This is a genomic window from Streptomyces sp. HUAS ZL42, from assembly GCF_040782645.1.
In the GTDB taxonomy this organism is placed as follows: Bacteria; Actinomycetota; Actinomycetes; order Streptomycetales; family Streptomycetaceae; genus Streptomyces.
On the sequence record NZ_CP160403.1, the window covers coordinates 4122124 to 4147947 of the forward strand.

The following is a 25824-nucleotide window of genomic DNA, read 5'->3' on the forward strand; positions in this document are numbered from 1 at the left end:
GACGGTCAGGCCTCCGTTCCGGTGCTCTCAGCCGGAGCGGCGGCGGGAGCCTCGGCCTTGGGGGCCTCGGCGCCGGCAGCCTGCTGCGGCTTGCGACCGCGCCGCTCGCCACCACGGCCACCACGGGCCGGGCGGTCGGCACCACCACGGGCCGGGCGGTTACCCGCACGGGCCGCAGCGTTCTCGGCGCGGACCTCGGCGATGTTCTTGACGTCGCCCTTGTAGATCCAGACCTTCACACCGATGCGGCCGAAGGTCGTCTTGGCCTCGAAGAAGCCGTAGTCCACGTTCGCGCGGAGCGTGTGCAGGGGCACACGGCCCTCGCGGTAGAACTCCGAGCGGGACATCTCGGCGCCGCCGAGGCGGCCACCGCACTGGATCTTGATGCCCTTGGCGCCGGCCTTCATCGCCGACTGCATGCTCTTACGCATGGCCCGACGGAAGGAGACGCGGGAGGAGAGCTGCTCGGCAACGGCCTGGGCCACGAGCTGAGCGTCGGTCTCGGGGTTCTTGACCTCGAGGATGTTCAGCTGGACCTGCTTGCCCGTGAGCTTCTCGAGGTCGCCGCGGATGCGGTCGGCCTCGGCGCCACGACGGCCGATGACGATGCCCGGACGCGCGGTGTGGATGTCCACGCGGACGCGGTCACGGGTGCGCTCGATCTCGACCTTGGAGATGCCGGCGCGCTCCATGCCGGACGTCATCATCCGACGGATGGCGACGTCTTCCTTGACGTAGTCCTTGTACAGCTTGTCGGCGTACCAACGCGACTTGAAGTCGGTCGTGACACCGAGCCGGAACCCATGCGGGTTTACCTTCTGGCCCATTACCGGGTTCCTTCCTTGCTGCTGACGACCACGGTGATGTGGCTGGTCCGCTTGCGGATCCGGTAGGCACGGCCCTGGGCGCGCGGCCGGAACCGCTTCAGGGTCGGGCCCTCGTCGACGTACGCCTCGGAGATGTAGAGGCTGTCGGCGTCGGTGTGGTCGTAGTTGTGCGCGGCGTTGGCGATGGCGCTGTCGAGCACCTTGCCGACCGGCACGGAGGCTGCCTGCGGAGCGAATCGCAGAACAGCCTGGGCCTCCGTGGCGTCCATGCCACGGATGAGGTCCACCACGCGGCGGGCCTTCATGGGCGTGACGCGGATGTACCGCGCCTGGGCCCTGGCTTCCATGGTTGTCCCTTCAGTTACTTACGTGTCTGAATGCGATCCGCTACTAGCGGCGCTTCGACTTCCGGTCGTCCTTGACGTGACCCCGGAAGGTGCGCGTCGGCGAGAACTCGCCGAGCTTGTGGCCGACCATCGACTCGGTGACGAACACCGGGATGTGGGTCTTGCCGTTGTGCACCGCGAGCGTGTGGCCGAGCATGGCCGGCACGATCATGGAGCGACGGGACCAGGTCTTGATGACGTTCTTGGTGCCGGCTTCGTTCTGGGCGTCCACCTTCTTGATCAGGTGGTCGTCGACGAAGGGCCCCTTCTTGAGACTGCGCGGCATCTAAACCCGCTCCTAGCGCTTCTTGTTCGTCTTGCGGCGGCGGACGATGTACTTGTTCGAAGCCTTCTTCGGCGAACGAGTACGACCCTCCTTCTGACCCCACGGGGAGACCGGGTGGCGACCACCGGAGGTCTTGCCCTCACCACCACCGTGCGGGTGGTCAACCGGGTTCATCGCCACACCGCGAACGGTCGGGCGCACGCCCAGCCAGCGCTTGCGGCCGGCCTTGCCCCAGTTGATGTTGCTCTGCTCGGCGTTGCCGACCTCACCGACGGTGGCGCGGCAGCGCTGGTCGACCAGGCGGATCTCACCGGACGGCATGCGGAGGTGGGCCATCGAGCCCTCCTTCGCGAGCAGCTGCACGGAGGCACCGGCGGAGCGGGCGAACTTGGCACCGCCACCGGGACGGATCTCGATCGCGTGGATCGTGGTACCGACCGGGATGTTGCGGAGCGCCAGGTTGTTGCCGGGCTTGATGTCGGCCCCGGGACCGTTCTCCACGCGGTCACCCTGCTGCAGGTTGCGCGGGGCGAGGATGTAGCGCTTCTCGCCGTCGGCGTAGTGCAGCAGCGCGATGCGCGCGGTGCGGTTGGGGTCGTACTCGATGTGCGCGACCTTCGCGGGCACGCCGTCCTTGTCGTGACGACGGAAGTCGATCACGCGGTAGGCGCGCTTGTGTCCGCCACCCTGGTGGCGAACGGTCACACGACCGGAATTGTTACGGCCGCCCTTGCTGTGCAGGGGGCGGACCAGCGACTTCTCCGGCGTGGACCGCGTGACCTCGACGAAGTCGGCGACGCTGGCGCCACGGCGGCCCGGCGTAGTCGGCTTGTACTTGCGGATTCCCATTTCTCAGTCCTCGTCCGATATCGAACGATCCGGACCTCCGTCAGGAGGTCGGACCGCCGAAGATGTCGATACGGTCGCCCTCGGCGAGGGTCACGATCGCGCGCTTGGTGGCGGCACGCTGGCCGAAGCCCGTGCGGGTCCGCTTGCGCTTGCCCTGGCGGTTGATCGTGTTGACCCCGGTGACCTTGACCGAGAAGACCGCCTGCACGGCCTCCTTGATCTGGGTCTTGTTGGCACGCGGGTCGACGATGAACGTGTACTTGTTCTCGTCGAGAAGCGCGTAGCTCTTCTCGGAGACGACGGGCTTCAGCAGGACGTCACGGGGGTCCGTGTACGACTTGCTCAGCGGCGTCTCGACGGTGTTCTTGCCCTCGGCGGCGTGGCGGCGCGCCTTGGCGACGCGCGCGGCCTTGGCGGCCTTCGCAGCCTTCGAGGCGATGCTCGGGTGACGCGTAGCCATCAGGCCTCGCTCCCTTCGGTGTCGTTGGCCTTCGGGCCGGCGACGAAGGACTCGAGAGCGGCCTGGGTGAAGACCACGTCGTCCGAGACGATCACGTCGTACGTGTTCAGCTGGCCCGGCTCCAGGATGTGGACCTGGGGCAGGTTGCGGGCGGACAGCCACGCGGCCTCGTCGGCACGCTCGACGACCAGGAGCAGGTTCTTGCGCTCCGAGATCTTGCCGAACAGCGTGCGAGCGGCCTTGGTGGAGGGGGTCTCGCCCTCGATCACGCCGGTGACGACGTGGATGCGGTTGTGGCGGGCCCGGTCGGTGAGGGCGTGACGCAGGGCGGCAGCCTTCATCTTCTTCGGGGTCCGCTGCGAGTAGTCACGCGGCTGCGGGCCGTGGACGACGCCACCGCCGGCGAACTGCGGCGCGCGGGTCGAGCCCTGACGGGCGCGGCCGGTGCCCTTCTGGCGGTAGGGCTTCTTGCCACCACCACGGACCTCGCCACGGGTCTTCGTCTTGTGCGTGCCCTGGCGGGCAGCCGCGTTCTGCGCGACGACGACCTGGTGGATCAGCGGAATGCTGACCTTCTCCACGCCGAAGATCTCCGCGGGGAGTTCGACGCTACCGGTCTTCTCGCCGGCAGGCGAAAGGATGTCAACAGTGCTCATCGGTTACCTCAGGCCCCCTTGGCCGCGGTGCGGACCAGGACGAGGCCGCCGTTCGGACCGGGAACCGCGCCCTTGATGAGCAGCAGACCCTTCTCCGCGTCAACGGCGTGGACGGTCAGGTTCTGGGTGGTGACACGCTCGTTGCCCATGCGACCCGCCATGCGGAGGCCCTTGAACACGCGGCCCGGGGTGGCGCAGCCACCGATGGAACCGGGCGAGCGGTGCTTGCGCTGGGTGCCGTGACCGGCGCCGAGGCCCTTGAAGTTGTGACGCTTCATGACACCGGCGAAGCCCTTGCCCTTGCTCTTGCCGGTCACGTCGACCTTGATGCCGGCCTCGAACACCTCGGCGGTGATCTCCTGGCCGAGGGTGTACTCGCTGGCGTCAGCGGTACGGATCTCGACGAGGTGGCGGCGGGGAGTGACGTCGGCCTTGGCGAAGTGGCCCTTGAGGGGCTTGTTCACCTTGCGCGGGTCGATCTCGCCGAACGCGATCTGGACGGACTCGTAGCCGTCGGCGTCGTTCGTACGGACCTGGGTCACGACGTTGGGGCCGGCCTTGACGACGGTGACCGGAACAACACGGTTGTTCTCGTCCCACACCTGCGTCATGCCGAGCTTCTCGCCCAGGATGCCCTTGATCTGCTTAGCCATTCTCAGATCACCGGCCTCAGAGCTTGATCTCGATGTCGACACCGGCCGGAAGGTCGAGTCGCATCAGAGAGTCAACGGTCTTGGGCGTCGGGTCGAGGATGTCGATCAGGCGCTTGTGCGTGCGCATCTCGAAGTGCTCGCGCGAGTCCTTGTACTTGTGCGGCGACTTGATGACGCAGTACACGTTCTTCTCAGTGGGCAGCGGCACCGGGCCCGCGACCGACGCACCAGTGCGGGTCACCGTCTCGACGATCTTCTTCGCCGAGGAGTCGATGACCTCGTGGTCGTAGGCCTTGAGCCGGATGCGGATCTTCTGTCCCGCCATGGCTACTCAGTAGTCCTGTCTCTTCTTACGCTCTGGAACCCGGTGCTCCACTGCCCGCCTCTCCGACCCACGCGGTCGGGCGTGTCGCGCTCTCACTGACACAGATGTCCCTTGTTCGAACATCCCTGCGCGGGGAGCACGGCCCTTCCGGAACCGCAAGCCGAGGGCGGAAGGCCCACCGGGTGCCTGGCCGGTGCCGCACCACACTTCCCGGAAGATTCCCGTACGTCCGCCCCAGTGCTGCCGTGGTGGCAGTTAGGGCGACGAGTACTGTGGGACTCGCTTCCGGTCCCCCCGGCGGGAGGCGCGCAGCATCAACACTCGACCGAGCAACCCCGCTAGTCTGCCATACGGGGCGGGGGGCTGGCCAATCGAGCCGGAGAGAATACCCCCGGGGTGACGTGGGTCAAACACAGGTCCCCCGTGTAACGAGTCAGGCCCCGTCGGAGGCGTTTCTTCCCACCCTGTTCTACTCTGTGCCAGCTGTTGAGCACGGGGCGCGTGGGGACGCGCTTGGGGTGGGGGTTGAACATGCCATCGATGCTACGAAGATCCGGCCGCTGGTTGCCGCGTGCCGGGGTCACCGTCGGCACTGCCGTACTGCTGCTCGGGCTTGTTCCGGTTACGGCCGAGGCGCACCAGCACGGATGCCACCGCTGGCATTCGTGTCCTTCCGACACTGGCTCATACGTCTGTGGCGATCTCGGCTACTTCACGTACTGCGGCGGGACGGGCGACAGCAGCCCTGCCGAGTCCGTGGACATCACCGCGCCCCGGCAGCCGAAGGTCGTCCGGCCACACGCGGGCAAGGGCGGCCGGGTCAGCCTGACGGTCACGGCTGAGGAGGGGGCCCGGATCGAAGTCGCGGAGACCGACGAGTCCGGCTTGGAAGCGCGCACCGTCGCCGAGGCCACGGCGACCGGCGCTGGCCAGACGATCGCCTTCAAGGCCGACAGCGGCTCCCACACGTACACCGTCACGGCCACCGACGACGCCGGCAACACCAGCGACGTGTCCGACGACATCACCCTGGACGTGGACGCCGATGTGCCCGCCGTCACCGGCTTCTCCATTGCGGGCCCCGACGCGACGACCGCCACCGCACACGTGACGTTCGATTCCGAGGCGGGAGCGGCGTACGAGCTGACCGTGTCCGGCCGCAAGGAGCGAATCACTGGCACCGTCAGCGGCGACGGCCGGGTCTCAGACGCTCCTCTCGTTCTCCCGAACGGCAGCTACACCGCCCGAATACAGGTCACGGACGCAGCGGGCAACGTCGGCAGCGCGGACCGGAAGCTACGCGTGGACCTCGACAAGCTCGCCCCGCAGGTCGCCGCCCACCGTGCGCCCGGCTCCGACCGCGTGCGGTTCGCCATCACTGCACCGCCGCGCAGCAAGGGCACCCTCACAGTCGGCGACGCGGTCGAGCAGGCCTTCACGACGGACACGGACGGACGGGCCGAGGTCGGCACACAGCTACCGGACGGCAGCTATCCGGCGCCGGTCGTCGAGGTCACCGATCCCTACAGACGCAGCGGCCGTACGAGCGGCCGGGAGCTGATCGTCGACACCGTCGCCCCGGCACTGAAGGTCAAGTCGGACGACGAGCGCGCCGCCCACGGCAATCTGTCACTGGCGGTGACGACCGAGGCACACGCCAAGGTCGCGGTCCTGTACGGGGCGGGGGCGCACGACGGCTTCACCTCCTCCGGGCACTCGACCACGGTGACCAGAGCGCTCTCCCCCGGCACCTACCGGGTCACGGTCACCGCCACGGATGCGTACGGCAACACCACGACCAAGCAGCTGAGCCTCGCGGTGGACGACCAGCGGACCGCGGGCGAGTGGCTGGTGCTCCTACTGAAGATGGTCCTGGTGGTCGTGCTGATCGCGGCAGCCGGATACGTCTACCGCCGCACCCGGCCCGCCCGGGAGGCCCGCCGGGCAAGGCGTGCGACAGAGCGGTACGCACGCGAGCTGCGCAGCTGGGAGGAAGAACGCGACCGGCTCGTGGAACTCGCCGAATTCGCAGCTGAGTTGGCCGACGACGAACGATCCGACGGTGACTGGTCCGCCAGTTGGGGCAAGCGGAAGCGGGACGAGTCGGTGTGGTGGGCGACCGACGCCGACATGGTTCAACCCGGCACGAACGGCTTGGACATCTCCGTAAAGGACTCCGGAACGCTGGTGATCACCGGACAGCGGGTGTTGTTCGTCGGCAGGACGAGACGCGAATGGCTCTTCTCGAAACTGGTCCATGTCGAGCACTCGGGCCAGGACGTCACGTGGATGCGGGTGACCAACCGCACCAATGTTTCCGGCGTCCGGTACCGGCGCGAGCCCGAGAAGACCCGCATCGCCATCGAGTTGGCCATCGCCGAGGCCCCGGCCGGCGAAGCGCCGGAACTTGGGACAGGGCGCGGTCCGGTACTGGCCCGACTGCGCCAGGCAATCACGACACACGACCGGCAGCAGCCGTCCAGCCCCGAGCCGCCCCTGTCCGCCCAACAGACGGGCGCCGGTGAGCCCGGCCGTCTGACCTCGACGCAGCACCGATAGCAAGGCCGGGCGTCTACAGGAAGGACGTGCAGGATTCGCGGATGGTCAAGCTGCCGAGGGGAGGCGCGGCACGTCCTGATCAAGCTGAACGTGCCTGCTCCGCTCACAGCTTCCCGAGGAGGAGTCCGCGCCAGGTCCAACCGGACTTGAGGACGGCGTTCCGCAGGGGGTTGCGCAGGTCCCCGGCGTTGAAGCGGAAGGTCTCCGTCGCTTGGAGGCGGCCGCTGTCCCCGCGTTCGATCGTCCAGTAGCGGGTGACGGTCCTGTCCTGCCCGCGCGAGTACTGCGACGACGCCTCCAGCCTCGGTGGATTTCCGACGCGGGTGACCTCCCACTGCTCCTCGACGGCGCGCACCTCGTGGGACTCCTGGACCAGTCGCATCCGGATCCGCAGAGCACGGGTCAGTTGGGACTGGACGAAGAGGTTCTGCCAGGCGGGCTCGGCCAACCTCCACTCCGCCACCAGGTCCGCGTCATCCCCACCGCCCCCGCGGATGACGTACGGAACATCGGGGCTGTTGAGGCTGAGCAGGGCTGTCCGTACCTCCTCGGCAGCAACTGGCACGACACCGTCTGCCGGGCGCTGGGTTCCGGTCAGTTTGTCGAAGAGTCCCATGAGGCAAACCTACGAGGCGTCGAAACGTCGGTACAAGAATCGCCGCCCATATCCGCGGCTCGGGACGGGTTACGACGTCGCACCGCTGCCCGGGCGGACAGAGCGGACGAAGTCCCGGAAGTCGTCCAGCACGGCCGGGAGCTGGGACGCGGTGGAGGTGAGGACCAGGCGGATCACGACCCGCTTACGCGCATCGGCGACGTCCAGCATGGACAGGTACACCTGAGACTGGACGAGGTCACGGTTCACCCCGCCGACGACGGCAGAGAAGGCCAGATTCTGCGTGAGACCCGGAGCATCCACGGAACCGGCCTCGCGGCGGTCGGTGACCGTGACCGACGTGACGGCCTGGCCCAGGCGCCCCACCGACTCGTCGGCGATCTCGGGCAGAGTCGCCGGGTCCGGGCGGTACTCCCCGTCGATTGTGATGTTCGCGGTGAAACCGGCATCCGACGGCAGACGAACCGCGACGAACGCCGCGTCGCGTGCGCCGACTTCGTCCGGTGGTGCGGCGCGCCAGCCTTCCGGCAATTCGAACTCGATCGGGACTGGCAGGCTCGTGGCCATGTCGAGCCCTCCTTCCTACGGCGGTTGCCCACGACAGTGGGCTACGGGCGGGGGTGTGGATCAGAAGATGCTGGTGATGGCATCGCCGATGTCGCCGACGGTGTCGGCGACCTTGCCCGGGTCGACGGTGAACTCGAAGCCCAGTTCGCCACCGAGGGCGGGGGAGACGCCCACCTTGGCACTGATCCCCCATGCGCCTTCGTTGTTCTTGCCGATGTCCAGGTTCGCCTCTGCACCAGGGCCGGCCCATCCCTCGGCCGTGACACCTGCAGCGATTCCTCCGACGTCCGCCCCCAGGGTTCCGCCGCCCTTCGCGCCCGCGAAGGCTCCGGCTCCCAGATTCACGCCCTCGAGGCCTGCCCCGGCATTGGCACTGGCCTCGCCGCCCGCCATGCTCTCGAGCCGCCCGTAGACGCCAACGGGGCCGACGTCGTAGCGGCCCTTGGCCGAGGCCTCGCCGCCCAGTAGGGTGCCCGCTTCGCCCTGGATGCCCTCGTGAGTGACGCCGCCGCTCGCAGAGCCCTTGACACCTGCATACGCTTCGGCCTCCCCGTCCAGCTTCATCGGCCCGTTGGTGAGCGAGCCCTCCGCGCTCGCGCGGCCGAGGTCGGCATGCGCCTCCGCCTCGCCGAGCTTGCCGGCCCCGGTGTCGGGCCCCGTCGCCTCCGCCCCGACATCGGGCCCGGAAGCCTCGGCCTCGCCCTCGGAGACCCACCCGTCGGTCTTCTTCTCGCCCTTCTCCTTGGCCGCCGCGTCCTCGTACGTCTTGATGTCGCCCTTCGCCTCGCCGTTGAAGCCGGTGAGGGTGCCGTCGTTGATGTCGCCGTCGACCACAACCGCCTTGAGGGCGGTCTCGGCGCCGGAGTCGGCGTCGCCCACGTCCTTCACGAGCTGGTCGATGCGCGCCTGCCAGGAGGCGACAGCCGTACGCACGGACTGCTGATAGTCGGGATCATGGTGCAGGGCCGTGCGCTCGCCCTCGCCGAGCTTCGCGGTGTCGTACGAGACCACGCCCCCCTCCGAGACCGCCATGCCGGCCTCGATGGCGTCCGCCCGGGCCGATTCCAGCTTCTTGCGCAGATCGGTGAACTGCGTGTGCGCGTCCCGCAGCAGCGACGCCACCGCCTTGGCCTCGACCTGGGCGTTCTGAAACTCCTTGAGCGTGACGTCGAAACGTCCACTCGCGGCGTCCGCGCTCAGCCCCGTCCAGGTATCGCCCATGGAGATGCCGTGCACATCCCGCTTGTAGGCGGTCTCCTGTTTGTGGATCTCCTTCGCCATCCCGTCCCAGCGGTCCGCGGTGGTGGTGAGCGTGGACAGGTCGGTAGTGATGATCTCGTGATACGTCGGCATGCACTCCCCCGTTGTCTTGGCCGTGACACATCGTCCTGGCCGTGGCTGCTCGGTCAGTAACCGTCGATCACCGACACCGAGTTCGCGCTCTGGCCGGTCTGGATGTCCGAGTTCTGCAGCACGGTGTTGGCGCCCCGCAGCGCCGCCTTTTCCGACGCGAGACGGTTCATGAGGTTCTGCACCTGCTCACCCCACGTCTCATGGGCCTTCTTCAATGCCCCGGACGTGTGCCATCCGTCACGGAGCTCTTTGACGGCCGCATTGGTCTCGGTGTCGGCCCAGTCGCCGGCCTTGCGGGTGTCGGGCTCGATGTGATCCTCGATGGCCCTTGCCGCAGCCTTCTTCTCGGCCGGGGAGGAGGCGAGATCTTTCTGTCCTCCGGTCAATCCCGTGGTACCGGACGACCCTCCGACATCGGCAGGCAACTGGTTCAGCCGCATCGCAACGGGCTGCGCCGCTACGTCAGTTCCCGCCTGCCCTAGATCCGGTGCTGCCATGATTCCGCCTCTCCCCGTGTGCCGCCGTATGGCGCAAGCGTTCGCAGGATCCAGTCGTACGGTAGCGCCGAGTCCCGTGTGCCCCGCGAGTAACTGCCTCGGCAGACGCGTTGGTTCCGGCGAAGTCTTTCGGCGATGGTCAGCTCGCAGGGGACGCCTTGTCGTCCGCCTTGAAGTCGAAGTTGATCTGTCCCCCCTTGACGGAGGAAACGGTGACCGTCACGCCCAAAGTGCTGCCGTCGTCAGCTGTGAGCTTGCAGCGGGTCGTGGTGCCGACCTTCCCGACAAGGTCCTCGGGGCAGGTGATCTTCGGTTTGGGCTGTCCCGTCTGCTCGGCGAGCTTTTCGGAGACCGTGGTGGCCAGCTTGTCCGCAGACAATTTCGGCGTGTCCTTCTCGACGTTGACCGAAGCCGAGCAGCCGCCGAGCAGCGCGCCAGCGGCCACGGCCGAGAGGCTCCAAGCTGCTACGGACCAGCGGGCTGTGGTCATGGTGAGCTCCGTTTCGGCTGATCAGGACAAGGGGACGCCGGAAGCATACTGGCAGGGCCGCTCCTGGGATGTTGTTGACAGGGCATCATGGGATCCGCGTCTGTCCCGCAACAACCCTTCACTTTCATGGGAGTTGGCCAAAATACTCACGCGGAGCGTGAGGCGTCTTCACGGAATCCGACAGGGTCGCCGGCCGCCCCACACTGAGGCCGGCGCTGAGCGGCAGGAGTCGGCGGCCTCTCCCTCTCGGGCGTATACGAGCCAGCTTCCAGGCCTTGGTTGCATTGCCGGGTGCCTTGTTGCCCCGCCCAGGACAGCACCGCCTCACACTGCGCCTCACGCCACCGGAATCCGACTTCTCGCGCTGCGGGTGATGCCACCTCTATGTCCGAGAAACGAGGTGAGGGTGAAAGAACCCCACCAAGCCCCACCCCTCCCACCCGCAGCCCAAGCTCACTCGGGCGGGTGAACATCCCCGGCTCGGCTGGTTTTCGCGGCCCCCAACTCCCCTACGCTCAGCGCAACAACCGCAGACATACATCGGCCCCCGCCGGGACGGCAATCCCGTTGCGAGGGCCTGACCACCGAGGAAGAGGTAGCTTCCCGATGGGTACCCAAAACCCTAGCGTGCCCCCGCGTGCCCAGTCAGCCGTCGGCGGCAACCACCCGGGGCGACCCCACGCCCCCGTGTTCACCCCTCGGGCGTGACCCACGAGAACACCCGCCACACCACGCGCTTCACGGTGATCGGCAACCACCTCACCCAGCACCCGGACCTCTCCCTCCTCGCCATTGGCCTGGCCTGCCACATCCAGTCGCTCCCCACCGGCGCCCGCGTCGACATCAAGACCCTTGCCGACCGCTTCCCCGAGGGGGCGACCCGCATCGCAGCCGCTCTGCGCGAGCTGAAGGCACACGGCTACCTGCGCCACGAACGCCACCGCAACCCGCACGATCTCCTGCAACCAGCCCACAGCTGCCCCGCGTCGCACCACCACCCCCATCCGAGCCCCACATCCCACGCACCCACGCCACCACCGGAGCCCGACGAGGTGCCCGTCGCCCCCGGAGACAACCACACGCCCCGCAAGAAGCACCGAAAGCCCCTCCCAGCCGTGCCGCGCCCCACCTACCCCGCCCCCACTCTTCTTCAGCAGGCCACCGATCTCCTCGCCGACCCGCGCCGTCACGACCCCCATCTCCTCCTCTCCACCTGCGACACCACCCATCTGGCCCCCGGCGTCGCCGCCTGGCTCGAACGCGACGTGCCCCCAACCGCCGATCTGCCCCCCGAAGGCCCGCGCCGTCCCGCCGCCCTCCTTGCCCACCGCCTCACCACCCAGCTGCCACCCCCGACTGTCCGGCACCCCCTCCGCAACTGCGACGGCTGCGACCGCGCCTTCCGTTCCCCCAGCCCGGCATGTGCCGGACATGCACCATGACAGGGGAACAAGCTGCAAGAAACCCGCACAACTCATCCTTCATCGCGGCAAGATGAAGCACGGCGCCTCACGACCTTGCCCACCCTTCCGACCAGGACCTCATGTGCTGCCATCCTTCGCCGCGAACGGCTTCCTCCCGCTGGGCCGCTACTCGGTCTCCTTCGACGATGCGGAAGCCATGCTGGTGAGTGCACCGGAGTTCAGCGACTCCGGCACCCGTACTCAGCTGTGGGACGGGCTCCACGACTACCTGAACCGCTTCTTCACCCTGGAAGACGAGTACGCGAGCCTTCTCGGCGGGCTCACGCTCGTCCACAGGCTGTGGCTCGGCGGCAGCTTCGTCAGCGCGAAGCCCGATCCACGCAACATCGACGCGACGCTGCTGATCGACACCAGAGCCGAGCGCGCGGTGCGCGGCAGGCCCGGATCGAAGTGGCTGACGACGGCCTTCAAGAGCCGCGACAGCATCAAAAGGACGTTCGGGGTCTCGCCGGTCAGAGTCGGATACCAGCCGGTCGGCCACGTGTTCCAGCCTGAGCGCATGACCGCCGAGGAACGGACATACTTCATGCAAAGAGGGGTGTGGGACGACTGGTGGCAACGCTGCCGGCTGCCCGGCCGGGCCGACTGTTCCCCATCGGAGGACAGTGCCGTCCCGGCACGCGGATATCTGGAGGTGCGACTGTGACAACCGGCGACAGCTGGCGCGAGCGCAGGCGCGCTCTCCTACGGGACGACCCGAACGCCGCGGCGGCCGCACGTCGGCTGCTGGAGGAGATGGGCACCGAGGACCGGGAGGACGCAGAGATCGAGGCTGATCACCGCGCGAGCCGGCTGGCCGCGGCCCGCGAGTACGAGCCGGACGCCCGCCTCGACGAAGAGCTGCGGCTCCGGCTCACCGGGCCGGACACAGAGAGCGGCGCGCTGCGCTTCCAGTGGGGTGACGCGCTGCTCGATCCCGTGGAGAAGGCCGTCTCCGCGGCGGCGGGCACGCCGGTCCAGCTGGAACTCACCGGTCTCTCGGCAGGCAGCACCGTGATTCACGCCCGCCCCGTCGCCGCGTCGCCCTCTCCCGACCAGCCGGTCCTGGACGCTCCCGCCACCTCCGCGACCAGCACCGGGATGCAGACCTTCACCAAGCTCCTCGACGCGCTTGAGGCCGAGCAGGACGTCCGCGAGTGGTCACGGCTCTTCGACGCCGTGGACGCGGTGGCCCGCGCGCTCGACAAGTACGCGCTCGAACTCGACGTGGCCTGGTACGACGCCACCGGCGGCGTGCGCAGCGCCCGGCTCACGGAACGCGGCCGGCACTACGTCGAACGCCTCCGCGACACCAGACCCCGAGACCAGGAGATCACCATCTCGGGACGCATCACCGAACTGCGTGAGAGCGGCTGGGTGAAGGTGAAGACGGGCACGGCCAAGAACGCTCCGGCCTACGACGTCCACTTCGAGGAACCCGAGGAACTGCTCCGCATGCGCCCCGTCCTCGGGGACAACGTCCACTTCCGGGTTCGCTTCCGGCAGCGCCTGGACGCCGTGGGTATCGCACGGGCCACGGAGTACACCTACCTGGGCCCGGCCGCAGAACAAGTCCCGCTGCCGCTGGACTCCTGAACCGCAGAACACGGGACGACCAACTGGCCAGTGGGCTCCCGGGAGGACTCCAAGAGCACGCAGGACGACCACGGACACGAACTGGTTCCGCGCCCCGACTGTGGAGCGACCCGCAAAATCCGTTCGCCCACCGCCGCCCCCGCTCCTACCCTGACCAGGTACGTCGGCTGTCACGGGGGAACGTTCACCATGCGTACGCACTATCCGCGGACCCGGCATCTGCCCTGGTCCCCCGGCGCGAATGCCGATGATCTCCGGGTCACCGGCCTGTCCGGCCTGCGCGGCCGGGAGGTCGTCGTCACCGAGAAGCTCGACGGTGAGAACACCACGCTGTACGCCGACGGCCTGCACGCCCGCTCGCTGGACTCGGCCCACCACCCCTCCCGCACCTGGGTCAAGGCGCTGCAGGCACGGATCGGCCACGCCATTCCCGAGGGATGGCGGGTGTGCGGGGAGAACATGTTCGCCCGGCACTCGATCGCGTACGACGACCTGGAGAGCTATTTCTACGGCTTCTCGGTGTGGGACGCGGACGGCCGCTGCCTGGAGTGGGACCGGACGGTGGCCTTTCTGCGCGGGCTCGGCATTCCCGTACCGCGGGTGCTGTGGCGAGGCGAGTTCGACGAGCGGGCACTGCGCGCGCTGCGGCTGGATCTCGGGCGGCAGGAGGGGTACGTCGTACGGGTCGCGGCCGGGTTCGGGGCGCAGGAGTTCGGGGAGCGCGTGGCCAAGTGGGTGCGGGCGGGGCATGTGCAGACGGACACGCACTGGATGCACTCGGCCGTAGTGGAGAACGGACTCGGGGCAGGGGCCGCGCTGTGGGCCGTGCGCTCCGGCGCGGCCGTTGACCCGGGCGCGTTGGAGGAGGCCGTGGGGCTGCCCGGTGAGGGGGACCCGCGGGCCGTCGCCCGGCTCGATCCGGTGGGGCGGGCCGGGGACGACCGGCTGGCCGGCGTACTGGCCGCGCTGCTGCACGGCGGACGGCGGGCGCGGCTGGCGGCGCGGCTCGCCGGGGTGGTCGGCATGCCGCTCGCACGCCGGGTCGCCGATCTCGTAGGGCTGCATCCAGCACTGCACCGGCCGTATCCCGACGAGGATCGCCGGGCCGGTCTGATACGGCTGTCCTACGCCGCGGACCTCGGGCTGCTGCACGCGGTCGCCCGCGCCACCGCGGACACCGACGAGGCGCTCGAGCAGGTGGAGTGGTCGGCGCTGCACGCCGAGGACGTGGGGAGCCTGGACGAGGGCGGGCTGCGGGAGGCGTTCGCCGGGCTGCCGGCCGAGGCGGCCGTCCGGTGCCGGGCCGAGGCGCGGGAGGCGTACGCACTGGGGCGGATCGGCAGCGTCGAGGAGGCCGTCGCCGCGACCTGGCGTCGGCGGTCCGGCGCCTTCCCGAAACTGATCCACATGGCCGGTCCGGCGGGCAGCGGCAAGAGCACGTTCGCCCGGGGGCTGCCGGGCGTGGACGCGTACGTCTCCCTGGACGATCTGCGCGAGGCACGCGGCGCGCGCGCCGACCAGCGGGCCAACGGGGACGTCCTGCGCGAGGGGCTGGACCGGCTGGACCGGGCCCTGGCCGCCGGAGGGACCGTGGTGTGGGACGCCACGTCCCTCAACAAGCAGCAGCGCTCGCTCGTGCACACGATCGCCCACCGCCGCGACGCCCTGATCACGCACGCCGTGGTGCTCGTCGACGAGGATGAGTTGATACGGCGCAACGCCCGCCGCGAGCATCCGGTGCCGCCCGACGTGCTCACCGCCCAACTGCGCCGCTTCGGCCCGCCGTATCCCGGCGACGCGCATCGCACCTGGTACATCGGGGCGAGCGGGATCGTGGAGGATGAGGTCTGACTCATGCGTACGAGCGAGGAGATCTATCACCGGGTGCGCTGGGACGCGCGCTTCGACCCGGCGCGCTTCGTGCTGGGCGTCCTGCAGCGCGGCGCCGCACCCAAGCGTGTCCCGCTGCCCGCGTTCGTGCCCGGAGGCGAGATCCCGTGGCACCGCGTGCTGTTCTTCGAGGCCGACGGCGAGGTCGTGTGGGACCGGACCACCGGGGTGGACCGGATCGACGCGACGGAGGCGGGGCGGGTGCGGGAGGCCCGGCTGCTCCGGGCGCCGTTCTTCACGGCCCGTACGCCCTATGCGTGGGACGGCGAGGACTGGGCGCCCGCGCGCTCGCCACGTGGGGCCGCGTCCGGCGGTGTGCGGGTGCTGACCTGGAACACCCTCTGGGACCGGTACGACGCCGACCGCATCGACAGCGCCACGCGCAGGCCACTGCTGCTCAGGGCTCTGCGCGACGCCGACGTGGACGTGATCGCGTTGCAGGAGGTCGAGGCGGAACTCCTCGCCCTGCTGCTGCGCGAGCCGTGGGTGCGGGCGGACTGGACGCTGGCGACGGATCCTCGGGGGCGGGACGTGGACGAGTGCGGCCTGCTGCTCCTGAGCCGGTTGCCCGTCCGCGAGGCCGCGTACCACGAACTGGGCCCGCACAAGGCGGTGACCGCCCTCGTCGTGGAGGCGGGCGCACGGCCCTTCGTCGTCGCGGCGACCCATCTGAGCAGCGACCACTCGGAGAACGGTGCCGAACGGCGTAGTGCGGAACTTACCCGTATCGCCGAGGGGTTGGCCGGCGTGGACGCCGATCTGATTCTCATGGGCGACTTCAACGACGGCGGCGACACACCGCAGTTGACGCTGGGCCTGCGGGACGCGTGGAGCGAGGCGCACGGCGCCGACGACACGACCCCGACCTTCGACCCGGGCACCAACCCGCTGGCCGCGATCTCGTCGTTGACCGGCCGGGTCTCGCGGCTGGACCGGGTGCTGTTGCGGGGTCTGCGAGTACGGCGGGCCGAACTGTGCGGTGACGTGCCCACGACGGAAGGGCTGTACATCTCCGATCACTACGGAGTGCGGGCCGAGTTGGCGGCGGGTGCTCCGGAGACGGACGCCGCTGAGCACGTTGACGAACGGCCGACACCCCGTACGGCACTGGCGTGGATCCCTCCCGAGGAGCTGTGGGCCCCGCTGCAGGACATCCGCCGGGAGCACGACCCACAGATCCGCCGCTGGCCCCCGCATGTGAACGTGCTCTTCGGGTTCGTACCGGAACACGCCTTCGAGCGGGCGGCATCGGTGCTCGCGACGGCCGCCACGGCTCCCTTCGACGCCCGGCTGGAGGGCGTGCACTGGTTCGGCCACCGGGACGACGCCACGATCTGGCTCGACCCCGCGGCCGCGGGTGAGGAACCGTGGGCCGACCTGCACCGCACCCTCCTGCGCCACTTCCCCCGCTGCCGCGGCCGCCACGCGGGCTTCACCCCTCACCTCAGCCTGGGCCGCACCACCGACCCGAACACCCTGGCCACCGCCTGCGCGGCCCGGCTCGCCCCGATGCCGGTCAGGGTCGGCGAGCTGGCACTGCTGTCGCGGCGCGGGGACGAGCCGATGCGGGTGCGGGGGACGGTGACGCTGGGAACGGGAGAGGTCCGCTGGGTGGAGGAGGCCGCACAGGACGAGGCCCAGGACAGGTCACGGGTGGCCGAGGAGACCAGCCGCCGTATCGGGAACACGCTCTCCGAAGGCGTCGTACACGTCGTGGGCTCCCGGCGTATGGGTTGCGCGCTGCCGGGTGCGGACCTGGACCTGGTGGCGGCGCTGCCCGGAGCGGTCGAACTCGCCGCCATACAGGCACAGTTGGCTGCCGAGCTCCCCGAGGCGACCGATGTGTGTGAGGTGGTCGGGGCGCGCGTACCCGGTCTGCGGTTGCGGGTCGACGGACTGGAAGTGGACCTGGTCGTCGTCGCCACCGGTTCGATGGACCCCGCCGAGGCGGTGGAGCGCCGGGCCGAGTTGGGCGAGGCGGCGGCGATCGCGCTCAGCGCGGTGAGCGACGCCGACGCGGTGGTGGCGTCGGTGGGCGCACACGGGCCGGCCTTCGCGCGGCTGGCCACGCAGGTCAAGGCATGGGCGAAGGCCCGGGGTCTGGACTCGGCACCCTTCGGCGGCCTGCCGGGCCTGGCCTGGTCCGTCCTGGCGGCCCGCACCGCGGCCGAGGCCGGCGACCTGCCGCCGGGCGATCTCCTACGGCACTTCTTCGCGACGTGGGCGGCTTGGGACTGGCGGGAGCCGGTGGGATCGGCGGGCGACAGCACCGAGCCCCTCCCCCTCACCATCACAACTCCCACCGCCCCGGTACGCCCCTGTACGGACCAAGTTACGGCGGGCATGCGCGACCTCATCACCCAAGAGCTGTTCCGTGCCTGGGAGTTGCTGGACGCGACCAAGGACCCGTACCCCCGTGCCGAACTCCTCGCCCCTGCCCCACTCCACCGCCGCCACGCGGCCTGGGCGGTGGTGACGGTGGGCTCGGACGCGGACGAGGGCCGGGTACGCGGCAGGATGCGCGCCCTCCTCACCGACCTCTCGGCGCTGGCCCCCGACTGCCACGCCTGGCCCCGCCCCTTCACCACGAACCCGGTCCGCTACGCCATCGGGCTGGGCTCCACCCCACCGGCCCCGGACGACCTCGCAGCCGTGGCGGCACGCCGACTGCGCGACCTGACGGGGGTCACGCTGACGGGGGTTGAGGAGGGCGGGGTTCCAACCCTGCGCTGATCACTGGACGGGTGATTCACACCGGTTTCGCACGCCCACACGGCATGGTGAGGGCACACTGGCCTTCCTCATCAGGGCGTACGAACAGGAGAGGCCCCAGCGTCAGCGACGGAATGTCCGGACGGCAGCGGTTGGTGATCGAATCCGACCGACACTCCATGGACGAGTACGACATCAGCGAACCGGAACCCACCGCCGCCCCGGTCGGCGCACCCTCTTCGAGGGGTTCGGCAGCGCGCAACCGGACGTGCTCGCGGAGGAACGCACGAGGTCGTCACTGACCGCGGCCTTCGCCACGTACCTGGAGAAACGGCAGTCGCTCCCCGAGATGGAGCCGCAAGACCATCTGTTCCAGGCATTCGTTCTATGGACCCGCCCCGGCGGTGGTGTTCTCATGGGCCGTATGCGGAGATGGGGGATCCGTCAGAGCGGCTGGTGGCTGCTCGTCACCGTCGCCGTCGGCCTGTCGGCGGCCTCCTGGTTGGCCCGCGTGCTCCCGGGCGTTGTGGGTGGGGCCCTGATAGCCGTGGCCGCGACTGTGGGCGCGGCCTTGTCCCAGAGGGGACAGCAGCTCATCGACGACAGCAGGCGGCAGGTTCTGGAGATCAGGGACAAGCTGCTGCGCGACCGTCGAGGTCGGATACCCGGAGTCCGTGACATCGACGACCTCACCAGAATCGGCGTTCATCCGGCCGCCCCGGAGGAGAACGCGCGCACGATCGACCCGAAGCTCCCTCCCTTCGTGCGGCGGGACCGGAGCACCGAGATCGAGGAGGCCCTGCGCACGCACCCTTTCGTCCTGGTCGTCGGCGAGTCCACGGCGGGCAAGACACGAGCGGCGTTCGAAGCGGCCCGGGAAGTCCTCCCCCGGGCCGCTCTGATCGTGCCCGATCCGGCCGACCCGACGGCGCTGCGGGCGGCCGCGGCAGCGCTCCCGGGCGGACACGGCTCGGTCGTCTGGCTGGACGACATCGAGCGGTACCTGGGCGCAGGCGGACTGACCCCGCGCCTTCTGGACCGGCTCACCCGCCCGGGTGCTGTGGTCCTGGCAACGATCAGGGCGCAGGAAAGGGCCCGGTACCAGGGCCTGCCGGGTCCCGTCCAGGAGGGTCCCGAGGGTTCGGTCCGACGGTTCGGGCGGGACGTGCTGGCCATCGCGTACGAGATCCGGCTGGACCGGCGCTGGAACGAGCGCGAGGTGACGCGGGCCCGGGAGTTCAGCCAGGACAAACGTCTCGCCCGGGCGATCGGCGGCGCCGAGCGGTACGGCATCGCCGAGTTCCTGGCCGCCGGCCCCGAACTGCTCCGGGCCTGGCAGGACGCCTGGGCACCGGAGGGACGGCACGTTCGCGGAGCCGCCCTGGTCGGTGCGGCGGTGGACGCCAGCCGAGCGGGATGGAGCCGACCACTTCCGACCGCGCTGCTCCGCGACCTCCACGAACTGCATCTCGCCGAGCGGGGCGGGCTCCGGCTGCACCCCGAGGGGTGGGAGGAAGCACTGGCCTGGGCGGCGACAGCGGTGCACGCCACGAGCAGCATGCTCACGCCCGCGGACTCGGCGGAAGACGGCTACTACGTCTTCGACTACCTGCCCGACAGCATGGACGCCGTCCCGGAGAGCACCCCCGTCCTGGACGGCACCTGGGCCGTGCTGATCGCGGCGGCGGACGCCGAGGTCTGCGAGGACATCGGCCGGGCGGCGCTCACGCGGGCGCAGCGCACAGCCGCCCGGGATGCCTTCCAGAAGGCCTCCGACGGTGGTGTTCTCACTGCCGCCGCCGGGCTGGCACTGCTCCTGGGGGACGAGTGGCGGCTGGCGGAGGCCTGCGAGGTGCTGCGGACCACGCTCCAGTCGGCCCCGCCCGACACCGATCCCGAGGTCCTGTTCACGCTTCGCTCGGCCCTGGCCTGGTGGACCGGCGGGGCCGGCAACGTGGAAGAGGCCCTCGAGCTGGTCACGCGGTTGTATGAGGACGTCCGGCAGAGGTACGGGGACGACCATGCTCAGACGTTCGAAGCCGCGTTGGACGTCGCCCGGTGGACCGGCCACGCCGGCCGCACGTCCGAGGCGCTGCGCCTGGCCCTCGCCACGCAGACACGCTCCCTGCGGGTGTTGGGTCCCGAGCATCTGACGACTCTCAACAGCCGGTTCGAGGTGGCGGGCGGGACCTTCGACAGTGGACGGACGACCGAGGCGGTCCGGCTGTGGGGCGAACTCGCCGACGACGCCGGCCGGCTGCTGGGGACTCACCACAGGCTCACCGTCTACGCCCGCTGGAACCAGGCCGGGGCGGTGACCACGGCCGGTGACACCGCACTGGGTCTGCGGCTCCTCGCCGAGGTGGTCGAGGGCTGGGCCGCCATCCACGGCGTCGATCACCCACGCACCCTGAGCGGCCGTCTCCAGCTCACCGGATGGACGGGTACGGCAGGCCGGTGGGGCGAGGCGCTGGCCCTCCTGGCGTCCGTCGTCGAGGACACCGCCAGAGCTCTGGGGCCCGACCACGAACTCACACTCGCGGGGCGCCATCAACAGGCCCTCTGGACCGGGTGCTCCGGCCGCTCCGACGAGGCGAACACCGCGTTCCGCGCGTTGCTCGACGACTGCGAGCGGCACCTCGGCGCCGACCATCCGCTGACCGAGCACTGCAGGGCCCACCACGCCCGTCCGGGCCAGGAGGCCTGGTACTACCTGCCGCCGTCCTGGTGACCACTCAGCCCATGGCGGCGTACGGCACGAAGTCGGCCCAGGCCTCCGGCGCGAGCGCGAGTCGGGGCCCGGCGATGTTCTTGGAGTCGCGGACGTGGATGGTGGTGGGGGTGGTGGCGACTTCGACGCAGGAGTCGCCCTCGCTGCTGCTGCTGTAGCTGCTCTTGAACCATGCCAGGTCGGAGGCGTCCCCGGCCGAGATCTTGCGGATCATGTCTCCCCCAGCAGTTGCTCGATGAAGGCCGTCGACTCACGGGGTGCGAGAGCCTGAGCCCGGATGATGCCATACCGCAGTTCAAGGATACGGAGCTGCCTGGGCTCGGAAACCGGTCGGCCGTTGGCCACGGCCGGTGAACGCCCCACTGCCGAGCCGTCAGCGAACTTCAGCACCTCGATTCCACCGGCCAGCCCGGCATGCTCCTCGCGATCCATCGGCATCACCTGAAGCTCGACGTTCCGCAACTGCCCTGCCTCCAGCAGACGTTCAAGCTGGCGACGCAGCGCCGCCCTCCCGCCGAGCGGGCGTCGAAGCGTCCACTCCTCCAGGACGAAGCTGAGCTCAGGCGCCGGGTCCCGTTCGAAGACTTCCTTGCGGGCCACGCGGGCGGCGATGAACCGCTCCACCTCGTCCGCGGTGTACGCAGGGCGGCGCATCAGGAGAAGCCCACGGGCGTACTCCGGCGTCTGCAACAACCCGTGAATGTTCAGCGGGTCGTAGAGCTGAAGCTCGACCGCCTTCGCCTCCGACTGCGCCAGGTCCCGCACCTTCTTCGGGTACCGGACCCTCCGTACATCCTCCTTCATCGCCGAGAGCAACCCACCGGCACCCAGCACCTCGTCCGCCTTGTCCAGGTACTCGGGCCGAGGGATCCGCTTCCCGCTTTCGATCTTGTAGACCATGTCCTCGCCGTACCCGACCGCCGGCCCGAAGTCGGCGGCGCGCATCCCCACGGCCTCGCGCCGCAGCTTCAACTGCCGCCCCACGGTCGCGACGACGGCCACTCCCCAGTCGTCGTCCGGGTCCACATCCCAACCCGGCTCGCCCGCCTCGCCCTTGAGCCGTACCGCCTCGCCGTCCACCGACATCCCGCACCCTCCGTCGTACGCGTCGTACCGCCACGCCCCTACCCGTGTGCGCCACCCCGACAGCCCGGACACGACCGGACAACGTCCGGACAGTCACCGTACGCAACGGCGTAGTCACTCCTCACGGTAGGCGCATGCGGCCACTCTGAGTAACGTGAATCATGGAACTACCGCCCCCACGGCCCAACTCGGCAGCGCTATGCGCAACTTCAGCGTCCTGCTGTCCCCCACACCCCGCGGAGCCCGCCTCGCCCGTCTGCTCGCCACCGAACAGCTCCGCGCCTGGGGACTCTCGTGGGAAGCGCCGATCCACATCGTCGCCGAGCTGGCGGCCAACGCGGTCACCCACGGCCGCGTCCCCGGCCGGGACTTCCGGCTCACGCTGTACGTCGTCGGCGACACCCTCCGCATCGAAGTCACCGACACACGCGGGGACCGTCTCCCCTGTGCCCAACGCCCCATCCTCGAGGCGGAGTCCGGCCGAGGTCTGCTCCTCGTGGGCACCCTGGCCGATCGTTGGGGGGGTCTCGGAAGGCCCGGCGCCACGCAAGACGGTATGGGCCGAACTTGTTCTCCCACCGGAACCCGGCGAACCGTGCTCCGGTGCCACGGGCGGTCTTCCCCAAGGACCACCGGTGAAAGGACCCCACCAAGCCCCACCCCTCCTCCCGCCTGCGGCAGCGCCTCACCCGCGCGAGTGAACATCACCAACTCGGCTGCATTGCGAGCCGGTTGCCTGCCCTACGCTCGGCGCAACAACCGCAGACATGCGACGGCCCCCGCCGGGACTGGCATCCCAGTGCGAGGGCCTGACCAACGAGGAAGGTCGCAACTTCCTGATGGATACCCAGAACCCTAGCGTGCCGACGCAAGCCCAGTCCCGCCTTGCCGCCAACAACCACCCGCACAGGCGGCCCCACTCCGGCGGCCTCACCCACGACAACACCCGCCACACCACCCGCTTCACGGTGATCGGCAACCACCTGGCCCAGCACTCGGAGCTCTCGCTCCTCGCCATCGGCCTGGCCGTGCACATCCAGTCGCTGCCCAAGGGGGCCCGCGTCGACATCAAGACCCTCGCCGCCCGCTTCCCCGAGGGCGCGGCGCGGATCGCCGCCGCCCTGCGCGAGCTGGAGGCCCACGGCTACCTGCGCCGCACCCGGGAACGGGTCGGCGACGGCCGTATCGTCACCCGCACGGTCTCCTGCAACCAGCCCGGAGCCCGGCACACCGACCACGATCAGCCCGTGCGGCGGGCGGCGCGGCCCGCGCCGAAGAAGCGCGCCCTCCCCGCCGTACCGCAGCCGGCCTTCCCCTCCCCCGCGCTCCTCCAGGCGGCGGCCGATCTCCTGACCGAACTCCGTCGCCAGGACCCCCGCCTCCTCCTCTCCGCCTGCGACACCCGGCACCTCGCCCCCGGAGTCGCCGTCTGGCTGGAGCGCGACGTCAGCGCCACGGCCGTACGACAGGCCCTGACCGCAGATCTGCCACCCGAAGGCCTACGACGCCCCGCAGCCCTCCTGGCCCACCGGCTCACCGCTCAGCTTCCGCCCTCGCCGCCGTTCCGAGCCCCAGCCCCGCCCCCTGACACACGGCACCCGCTCCAGACCTGCGACGGCTGCGACCGAGCCTTCCGCTCCCCCGTCCCCGGCCGCTGCCGCGACTGCCGATCCGATCTCACGGCCGCCTAGCATGAAGGCGACGATCCTTGCCCCTGGGCACAGACGACGAGGAGCGAGCGCCATGACCCGCCGAAGTCGCCCTCCAACACGCTCTGCGGGCCCAGGAGGACGCCCTTGCGGTGCCGTTTCAGGGCGCCGAGCCAGCCCATCGCGCCTGTCATGACAAGGTGACCACGGCGGCCGACAAGGAAGCCGAGGCCGGGAAGCCCGCTTCCGGTGAGGTCAAGAAGCCGTCGGCCGTCCCCTCCCCGCAGAAGGAGGGCAGCGGCAGGAGCGGCCCCGACGTCGTCTACGTCCCCGTGTCGGGCGGGGCGGGGGCGGGAGCGGGAGCAGCCCCGCAGGCGCCTCGGTCCACCCCCGAAGTCCGACGCAGCCGGCCCCTCCACGGACAGCACCGGCAGCCAGCAGGAACAGCTCTCCTCGTCGGCCACCCGGAACACACAGTCGCAGACGCAGACCGGCTACCTGTGGTCCGACGGGAACGTGGACGCGGACTCCAACGACTACTGGGAGCAGAGCTCCGTCACCGTCAAGTCGACCGCCGCGCTCACCTCGCTCAAGGTCGTCGTACCCATCATCCAGACCCGCGGCGTGCAGCACACCGGCTTCTGGAGCTCCCTGGGCGACAAGGTGAACGTGGCGCAGGCCGCCAACAGCAGCGAGCTGGACTATGTCGTGACGCTGAAGCCCGGCGTCACGCTCGACCCTGCGGAGGTATGCGGAGGTATGCGAAAGGGCCCGTACGACCGAAGTCGTACGGGCCCTTTCAGGAGCTCAGCCCAAGCTGTGCTTCCGGGTCAGGCTCAAGATCACTTCGTGATCTTGGTGACCTGGCCGGCGCCCACCGTGCGGCCACCCTCACGGATGGCGAACTTCAGGCCCTCTTCCATGGCGACGGGCTGGATGAGCTCCACCTTCATCTCGGTGTTGTCACCCGGCATGACCATCTCGGTGCCCTCGGGGAGGGTCACGACGCCGGTCACGTCCGTCGTACGGAAGTAGAACTGCGGACGGTAGTTGTTGAAGAACGGCGTGTGGCGGCCACCCTCGTCCTTGGAGAGGATGTAGGCCTGCGCCTCGAACTCGGTGTGCGGGGTGACCGAGCCCGGCTTGATGATGACCTGGCCGCGCTCGACGTCCTCGCGCTTGATGCCGCGGAGCAGCAGACCGACGTTCTCACCGGCCTGGCCCTCGTCGAGCAGCTTGCGGAACATCTCGATACCGGTGACCGTGGTGGTGGTCTTCTCGGTCTTGATGCCGATGATGTCGACGGTCTCGTTGACCTTCAGGACACCACGCTCGATACGGCCGGTGACGACCGTACCGCGACCGGTGATCGTGAAGACGTCCTCGATCGGCATCAGGAACGGCTTGTCGACGTCGCGCTCCGGCTCCGGAATCGCGGTGTCGACGGCGTTCATGAGGTCCAGGACGGACTGCGTCCACTGCGCGTCGCCCTCGAGGGCCTTCAGCGCGGAGACACGGACGACCGGAAGGTCGTCGCCCGGGAACTCGTACTCGGAGAGGAGCTCACGGACCTCGAGCTCGACGAGCTCCATGATCTCCTCGTCGTCCACCATGTCGGCCTTGTTCAGGGCGACCACGATGTACGGAACGCCGACCTGGCGGGCCAGGAGCACGTGCTCCTTGGTCTGCGGCATCGGGCCGTCGGTGGCGGCGACCACCAGGATCGCGCCGTCCATCTGCGCGGCACCGGTGATCATGTTCTTGATGTAGTCCGCGTGACCCGGGCAGTCGACGTGGGCGTAGTGACGCGCCTCGGTCTGGTACTCGACGTGCGCGATGGAGATGGTGATACCGCGCTGACGCTCCTCAGGAGCCTTGTCGATGTTGTCGAACGGGGTGGCCTCGTTCAGGTCCGGGTACGCGTCGTGCAGCACCTTGGTAATGGCGGCCGTGAGGGTCGTCTTACCGTGGTCGATGTGACCGATGGTGCCGATGTTGACGTGCGGCTTAGTCCGCTCGAACTTCGCCTTCGCCACTGGGGTCCTCCTGTGGAGTGGTTCTGTACGCCTTACTTCATCGGCGCCAGGTGATCTTTGCTGTTAAGTCCCGGGCCCCGGGGCAAACATCCACGATTGTGGCTGTTTGCCCCGCGAGACTCCGGAGTCAAGCCTAC

General features: G+C 69.5%; 24 protein-coding genes and 1 pseudogene. 9 read left to right on the forward strand and 16 right to left on the reverse strand.

Annotated elements, in window-relative coordinates:
• Positions 1-5: 5 nt before the first annotated feature.
• The 8 genes from rpsC to rpsJ are packed head-to-tail and all read right to left on the reverse strand — an operon-like array spanning position 6 to position 4442.
• On the reverse strand, positions 6-827 hold the full coding sequence (gene rpsC, locus ABZO29_RS18710) for a 30S ribosomal protein S3 (RefSeq protein ID WP_014674374.1): 822 nt from the start codon (positions 825-827) through the stop codon (positions 6-8).
• A complete protein-coding gene (gene rplV / locus ABZO29_RS18715) occupies positions 827-1174 on the reverse strand; it encodes a 50S ribosomal protein L22 (RefSeq protein WP_019329637.1) in 348 nt (115 codons plus the stop codon). The genes rpsC and rplV overlap by 1 nt, the downstream gene beginning before the upstream one ends.
• A 43-nt stretch (positions 1175-1217) precedes the next feature.
• Entirely contained in the window at positions 1218-1499 is a 282-nt protein-coding gene (rpsS, locus tag ABZO29_RS18720; RefSeq protein ID WP_003992359.1) for a 30S ribosomal protein S19, read from the reverse strand.
• 12 nt (positions 1500-1511) lie between these two features.
• Positions 1512-2348 (reverse strand): 50S ribosomal protein L2, encoded by an 837-nt coding sequence (gene rplB / locus ABZO29_RS18725; RefSeq protein WP_367321337.1) that lies wholly within the window; start codon positions 2346-2348, stop codon positions 1512-1514.
• A gap of 40 nt (positions 2349-2388) precedes the next feature.
• Positions 2389-2808: a 50S ribosomal protein L23 gene (gene rplW, locus ABZO29_RS18730; protein WP_367321338.1), complete on the reverse strand. Its 420-nt coding sequence runs from the start codon at positions 2806-2808 to the stop codon at positions 2389-2391.
• Positions 2808-3464, reverse strand: coding sequence for a 50S ribosomal protein L4 (gene rplD, locus ABZO29_RS18735; protein WP_367321339.1), 657 nt, complete (start codon positions 3462-3464; stop codon positions 2808-2810). Before rplD ends, rplW begins: the two co-directional genes overlap by 1 nt.
• Positions 3465-3472: 8 nt before the next feature.
• The gene (rplC, locus tag ABZO29_RS18740) at positions 3473-4117 is read right to left on the reverse strand and encodes a 50S ribosomal protein L3 (protein WP_007384065.1); all 645 of its coding nucleotides are present in this window, start codon (positions 4115-4117) and stop codon (positions 3473-3475) included.
• 16 nt (positions 4118-4133) lie between these two features.
• Positions 4134-4442 (reverse strand): 30S ribosomal protein S10, encoded by a 309-nt coding sequence (gene rpsJ, locus ABZO29_RS18745; RefSeq protein ID WP_003948644.1) that lies wholly within the window; start codon positions 4440-4442, stop codon positions 4134-4136.
• A gap of 540 nt (positions 4443-4982) precedes the next feature.
• On the opposite strand from rpsJ, the gene ABZO29_RS18750 reads away from it, so the two are divergent.
• Complete coding sequence (locus ABZO29_RS18750; protein ID WP_367321340.1) at positions 4983-7001, forward strand: Ig-like domain-containing protein; 2019 nt, start codon at positions 4983-4985, stop codon at positions 6999-7001.
• Positions 7002-7104: 103 nt separating this feature from the next.
• Here the strand turns inward: ABZO29_RS18750 and ABZO29_RS18755 are convergent, their stop codons facing one another.
• The 5 genes from ABZO29_RS18755 to ABZO29_RS18775 form a co-directional block, all read right to left on the reverse strand.
• The gene (locus tag ABZO29_RS18755; RefSeq protein ID WP_367321341.1) at positions 7105-7617 is read right to left on the reverse strand and encodes a hypothetical protein; all 513 of its coding nucleotides are present in this window, start codon (positions 7615-7617) and stop codon (positions 7105-7107) included.
• Between the two features lie 69 nt (positions 7618-7686).
• On the reverse strand, positions 7687-8184 hold the full coding sequence (locus ABZO29_RS18760) for a hypothetical protein (RefSeq protein ID WP_367321342.1): 498 nt from the start codon (positions 8182-8184) through the stop codon (positions 7687-7689).
• 60 nt (positions 8185-8244) lie between these two features.
• Positions 8245-9537 carry a hypothetical protein gene (locus ABZO29_RS18765; RefSeq protein ID WP_367321343.1) on the reverse strand — a complete coding sequence of 431 codons (1293 nt, stop codon included), beginning with the start codon at positions 9535-9537 and terminating at the stop codon, positions 8245-8247.
• A gap of 53 nt (positions 9538-9590) precedes the next feature.
• The gene (locus ABZO29_RS18770) at positions 9591-10034 is read right to left on the reverse strand and encodes a hypothetical protein (RefSeq protein ID WP_367321344.1); all 444 of its coding nucleotides are present in this window, start codon (positions 10032-10034) and stop codon (positions 9591-9593) included.
• A gap of 139 nt (positions 10035-10173) precedes the next feature.
• The gene (locus ABZO29_RS18775; RefSeq protein WP_367321345.1) at positions 10174-10524 is read right to left on the reverse strand and encodes a DUF4333 domain-containing protein; all 351 of its coding nucleotides are present in this window, start codon (positions 10522-10524) and stop codon (positions 10174-10176) included.
• 704 nt (positions 10525-11228) lie between these two features.
• Between ABZO29_RS18775 and ABZO29_RS18780 the strand changes: the two genes are divergently transcribed.
• From ABZO29_RS18780 to ABZO29_RS18805, 6 genes are all read left to right on the forward strand, one after another.
• A complete protein-coding gene (locus ABZO29_RS18780; protein ID WP_367321346.1) occupies positions 11229-11966 on the forward strand; it encodes a helix-turn-helix domain-containing protein in 738 nt (245 codons plus the stop codon).
• Between the two features lie 103 nt (positions 11967-12069).
• Complete coding sequence (locus tag ABZO29_RS18785; RefSeq protein WP_367321347.1) at positions 12070-12654, forward strand: hypothetical protein; 585 nt, start codon at positions 12070-12072, stop codon at positions 12652-12654.
• Positions 12651-13583, forward strand: coding sequence for a hypothetical protein (locus ABZO29_RS18790; RefSeq protein WP_367321348.1), 933 nt, complete (start codon positions 12651-12653; stop codon positions 13581-13583). Before ABZO29_RS18785 ends, ABZO29_RS18790 begins: the two co-directional genes overlap by 4 nt.
• A 189-nt stretch (positions 13584-13772) precedes the next feature.
• The gene (locus ABZO29_RS18795) at positions 13773-15434 is read left to right on the forward strand and encodes an RNA ligase family protein (RefSeq protein ID WP_367321349.1); all 1662 of its coding nucleotides are present in this window, start codon (positions 13773-13775) and stop codon (positions 15432-15434) included.
• A gap of 3 nt (positions 15435-15437) precedes the next feature.
• On the forward strand, positions 15438-18206 hold the full coding sequence (locus ABZO29_RS18800; RefSeq protein ID WP_367321350.1) for a poly(A) polymerase: 2769 nt from the start codon (positions 15438-15440) through the stop codon (positions 18204-18206).
• Between the two features lie 247 nt (positions 18207-18453).
• Entirely contained in the window at positions 18454-20916 is a 2463-nt protein-coding gene (locus ABZO29_RS18805; protein ID WP_367321351.1) for a tetratricopeptide repeat protein, read from the forward strand.
• Positions 20917-20920: 4 nt separating this feature from the next.
• On the opposite strand, the gene ABZO29_RS18810 is transcribed toward ABZO29_RS18805, so the two are convergent.
• A complete protein-coding gene (locus ABZO29_RS18810) occupies positions 20921-21130 on the reverse strand; it encodes a DUF397 domain-containing protein (protein WP_367321352.1) in 210 nt (69 codons plus the stop codon).
• On the reverse strand, positions 21127-22002 hold the full coding sequence (locus ABZO29_RS18815) for a helix-turn-helix transcriptional regulator (protein ID WP_367321353.1): 876 nt from the start codon (positions 22000-22002) through the stop codon (positions 21127-21129). The genes ABZO29_RS18810 and ABZO29_RS18815 overlap by 4 nt, the downstream gene beginning before the upstream one ends.
• Before the next feature lie 154 nt (positions 22003-22156).
• Here ABZO29_RS18815 and ABZO29_RS18820 point away from each other — a divergent pair.
• Positions 22157-22703: pseudogene (locus ABZO29_RS18820) on the forward strand (ATP-binding protein).
• A 138-nt stretch (positions 22704-22841) separates the two neighbouring features.
• Positions 22842-23693 (forward strand): helix-turn-helix domain-containing protein, encoded by an 852-nt coding sequence (locus tag ABZO29_RS18825; protein WP_367321354.1) that lies wholly within the window; start codon positions 22842-22844, stop codon positions 23691-23693.
• 800 nt (positions 23694-24493) lie between these two features.
• Here ABZO29_RS18825 and tuf read toward each other — a convergent pair.
• The gene (tuf, locus tag ABZO29_RS18830) at positions 24494-25687 is read right to left on the reverse strand and encodes an elongation factor Tu (RefSeq protein ID WP_367321355.1); all 1194 of its coding nucleotides are present in this window, start codon (positions 25685-25687) and stop codon (positions 24494-24496) included.
• Positions 25688-25824 lie beyond the last annotated feature (137 nt).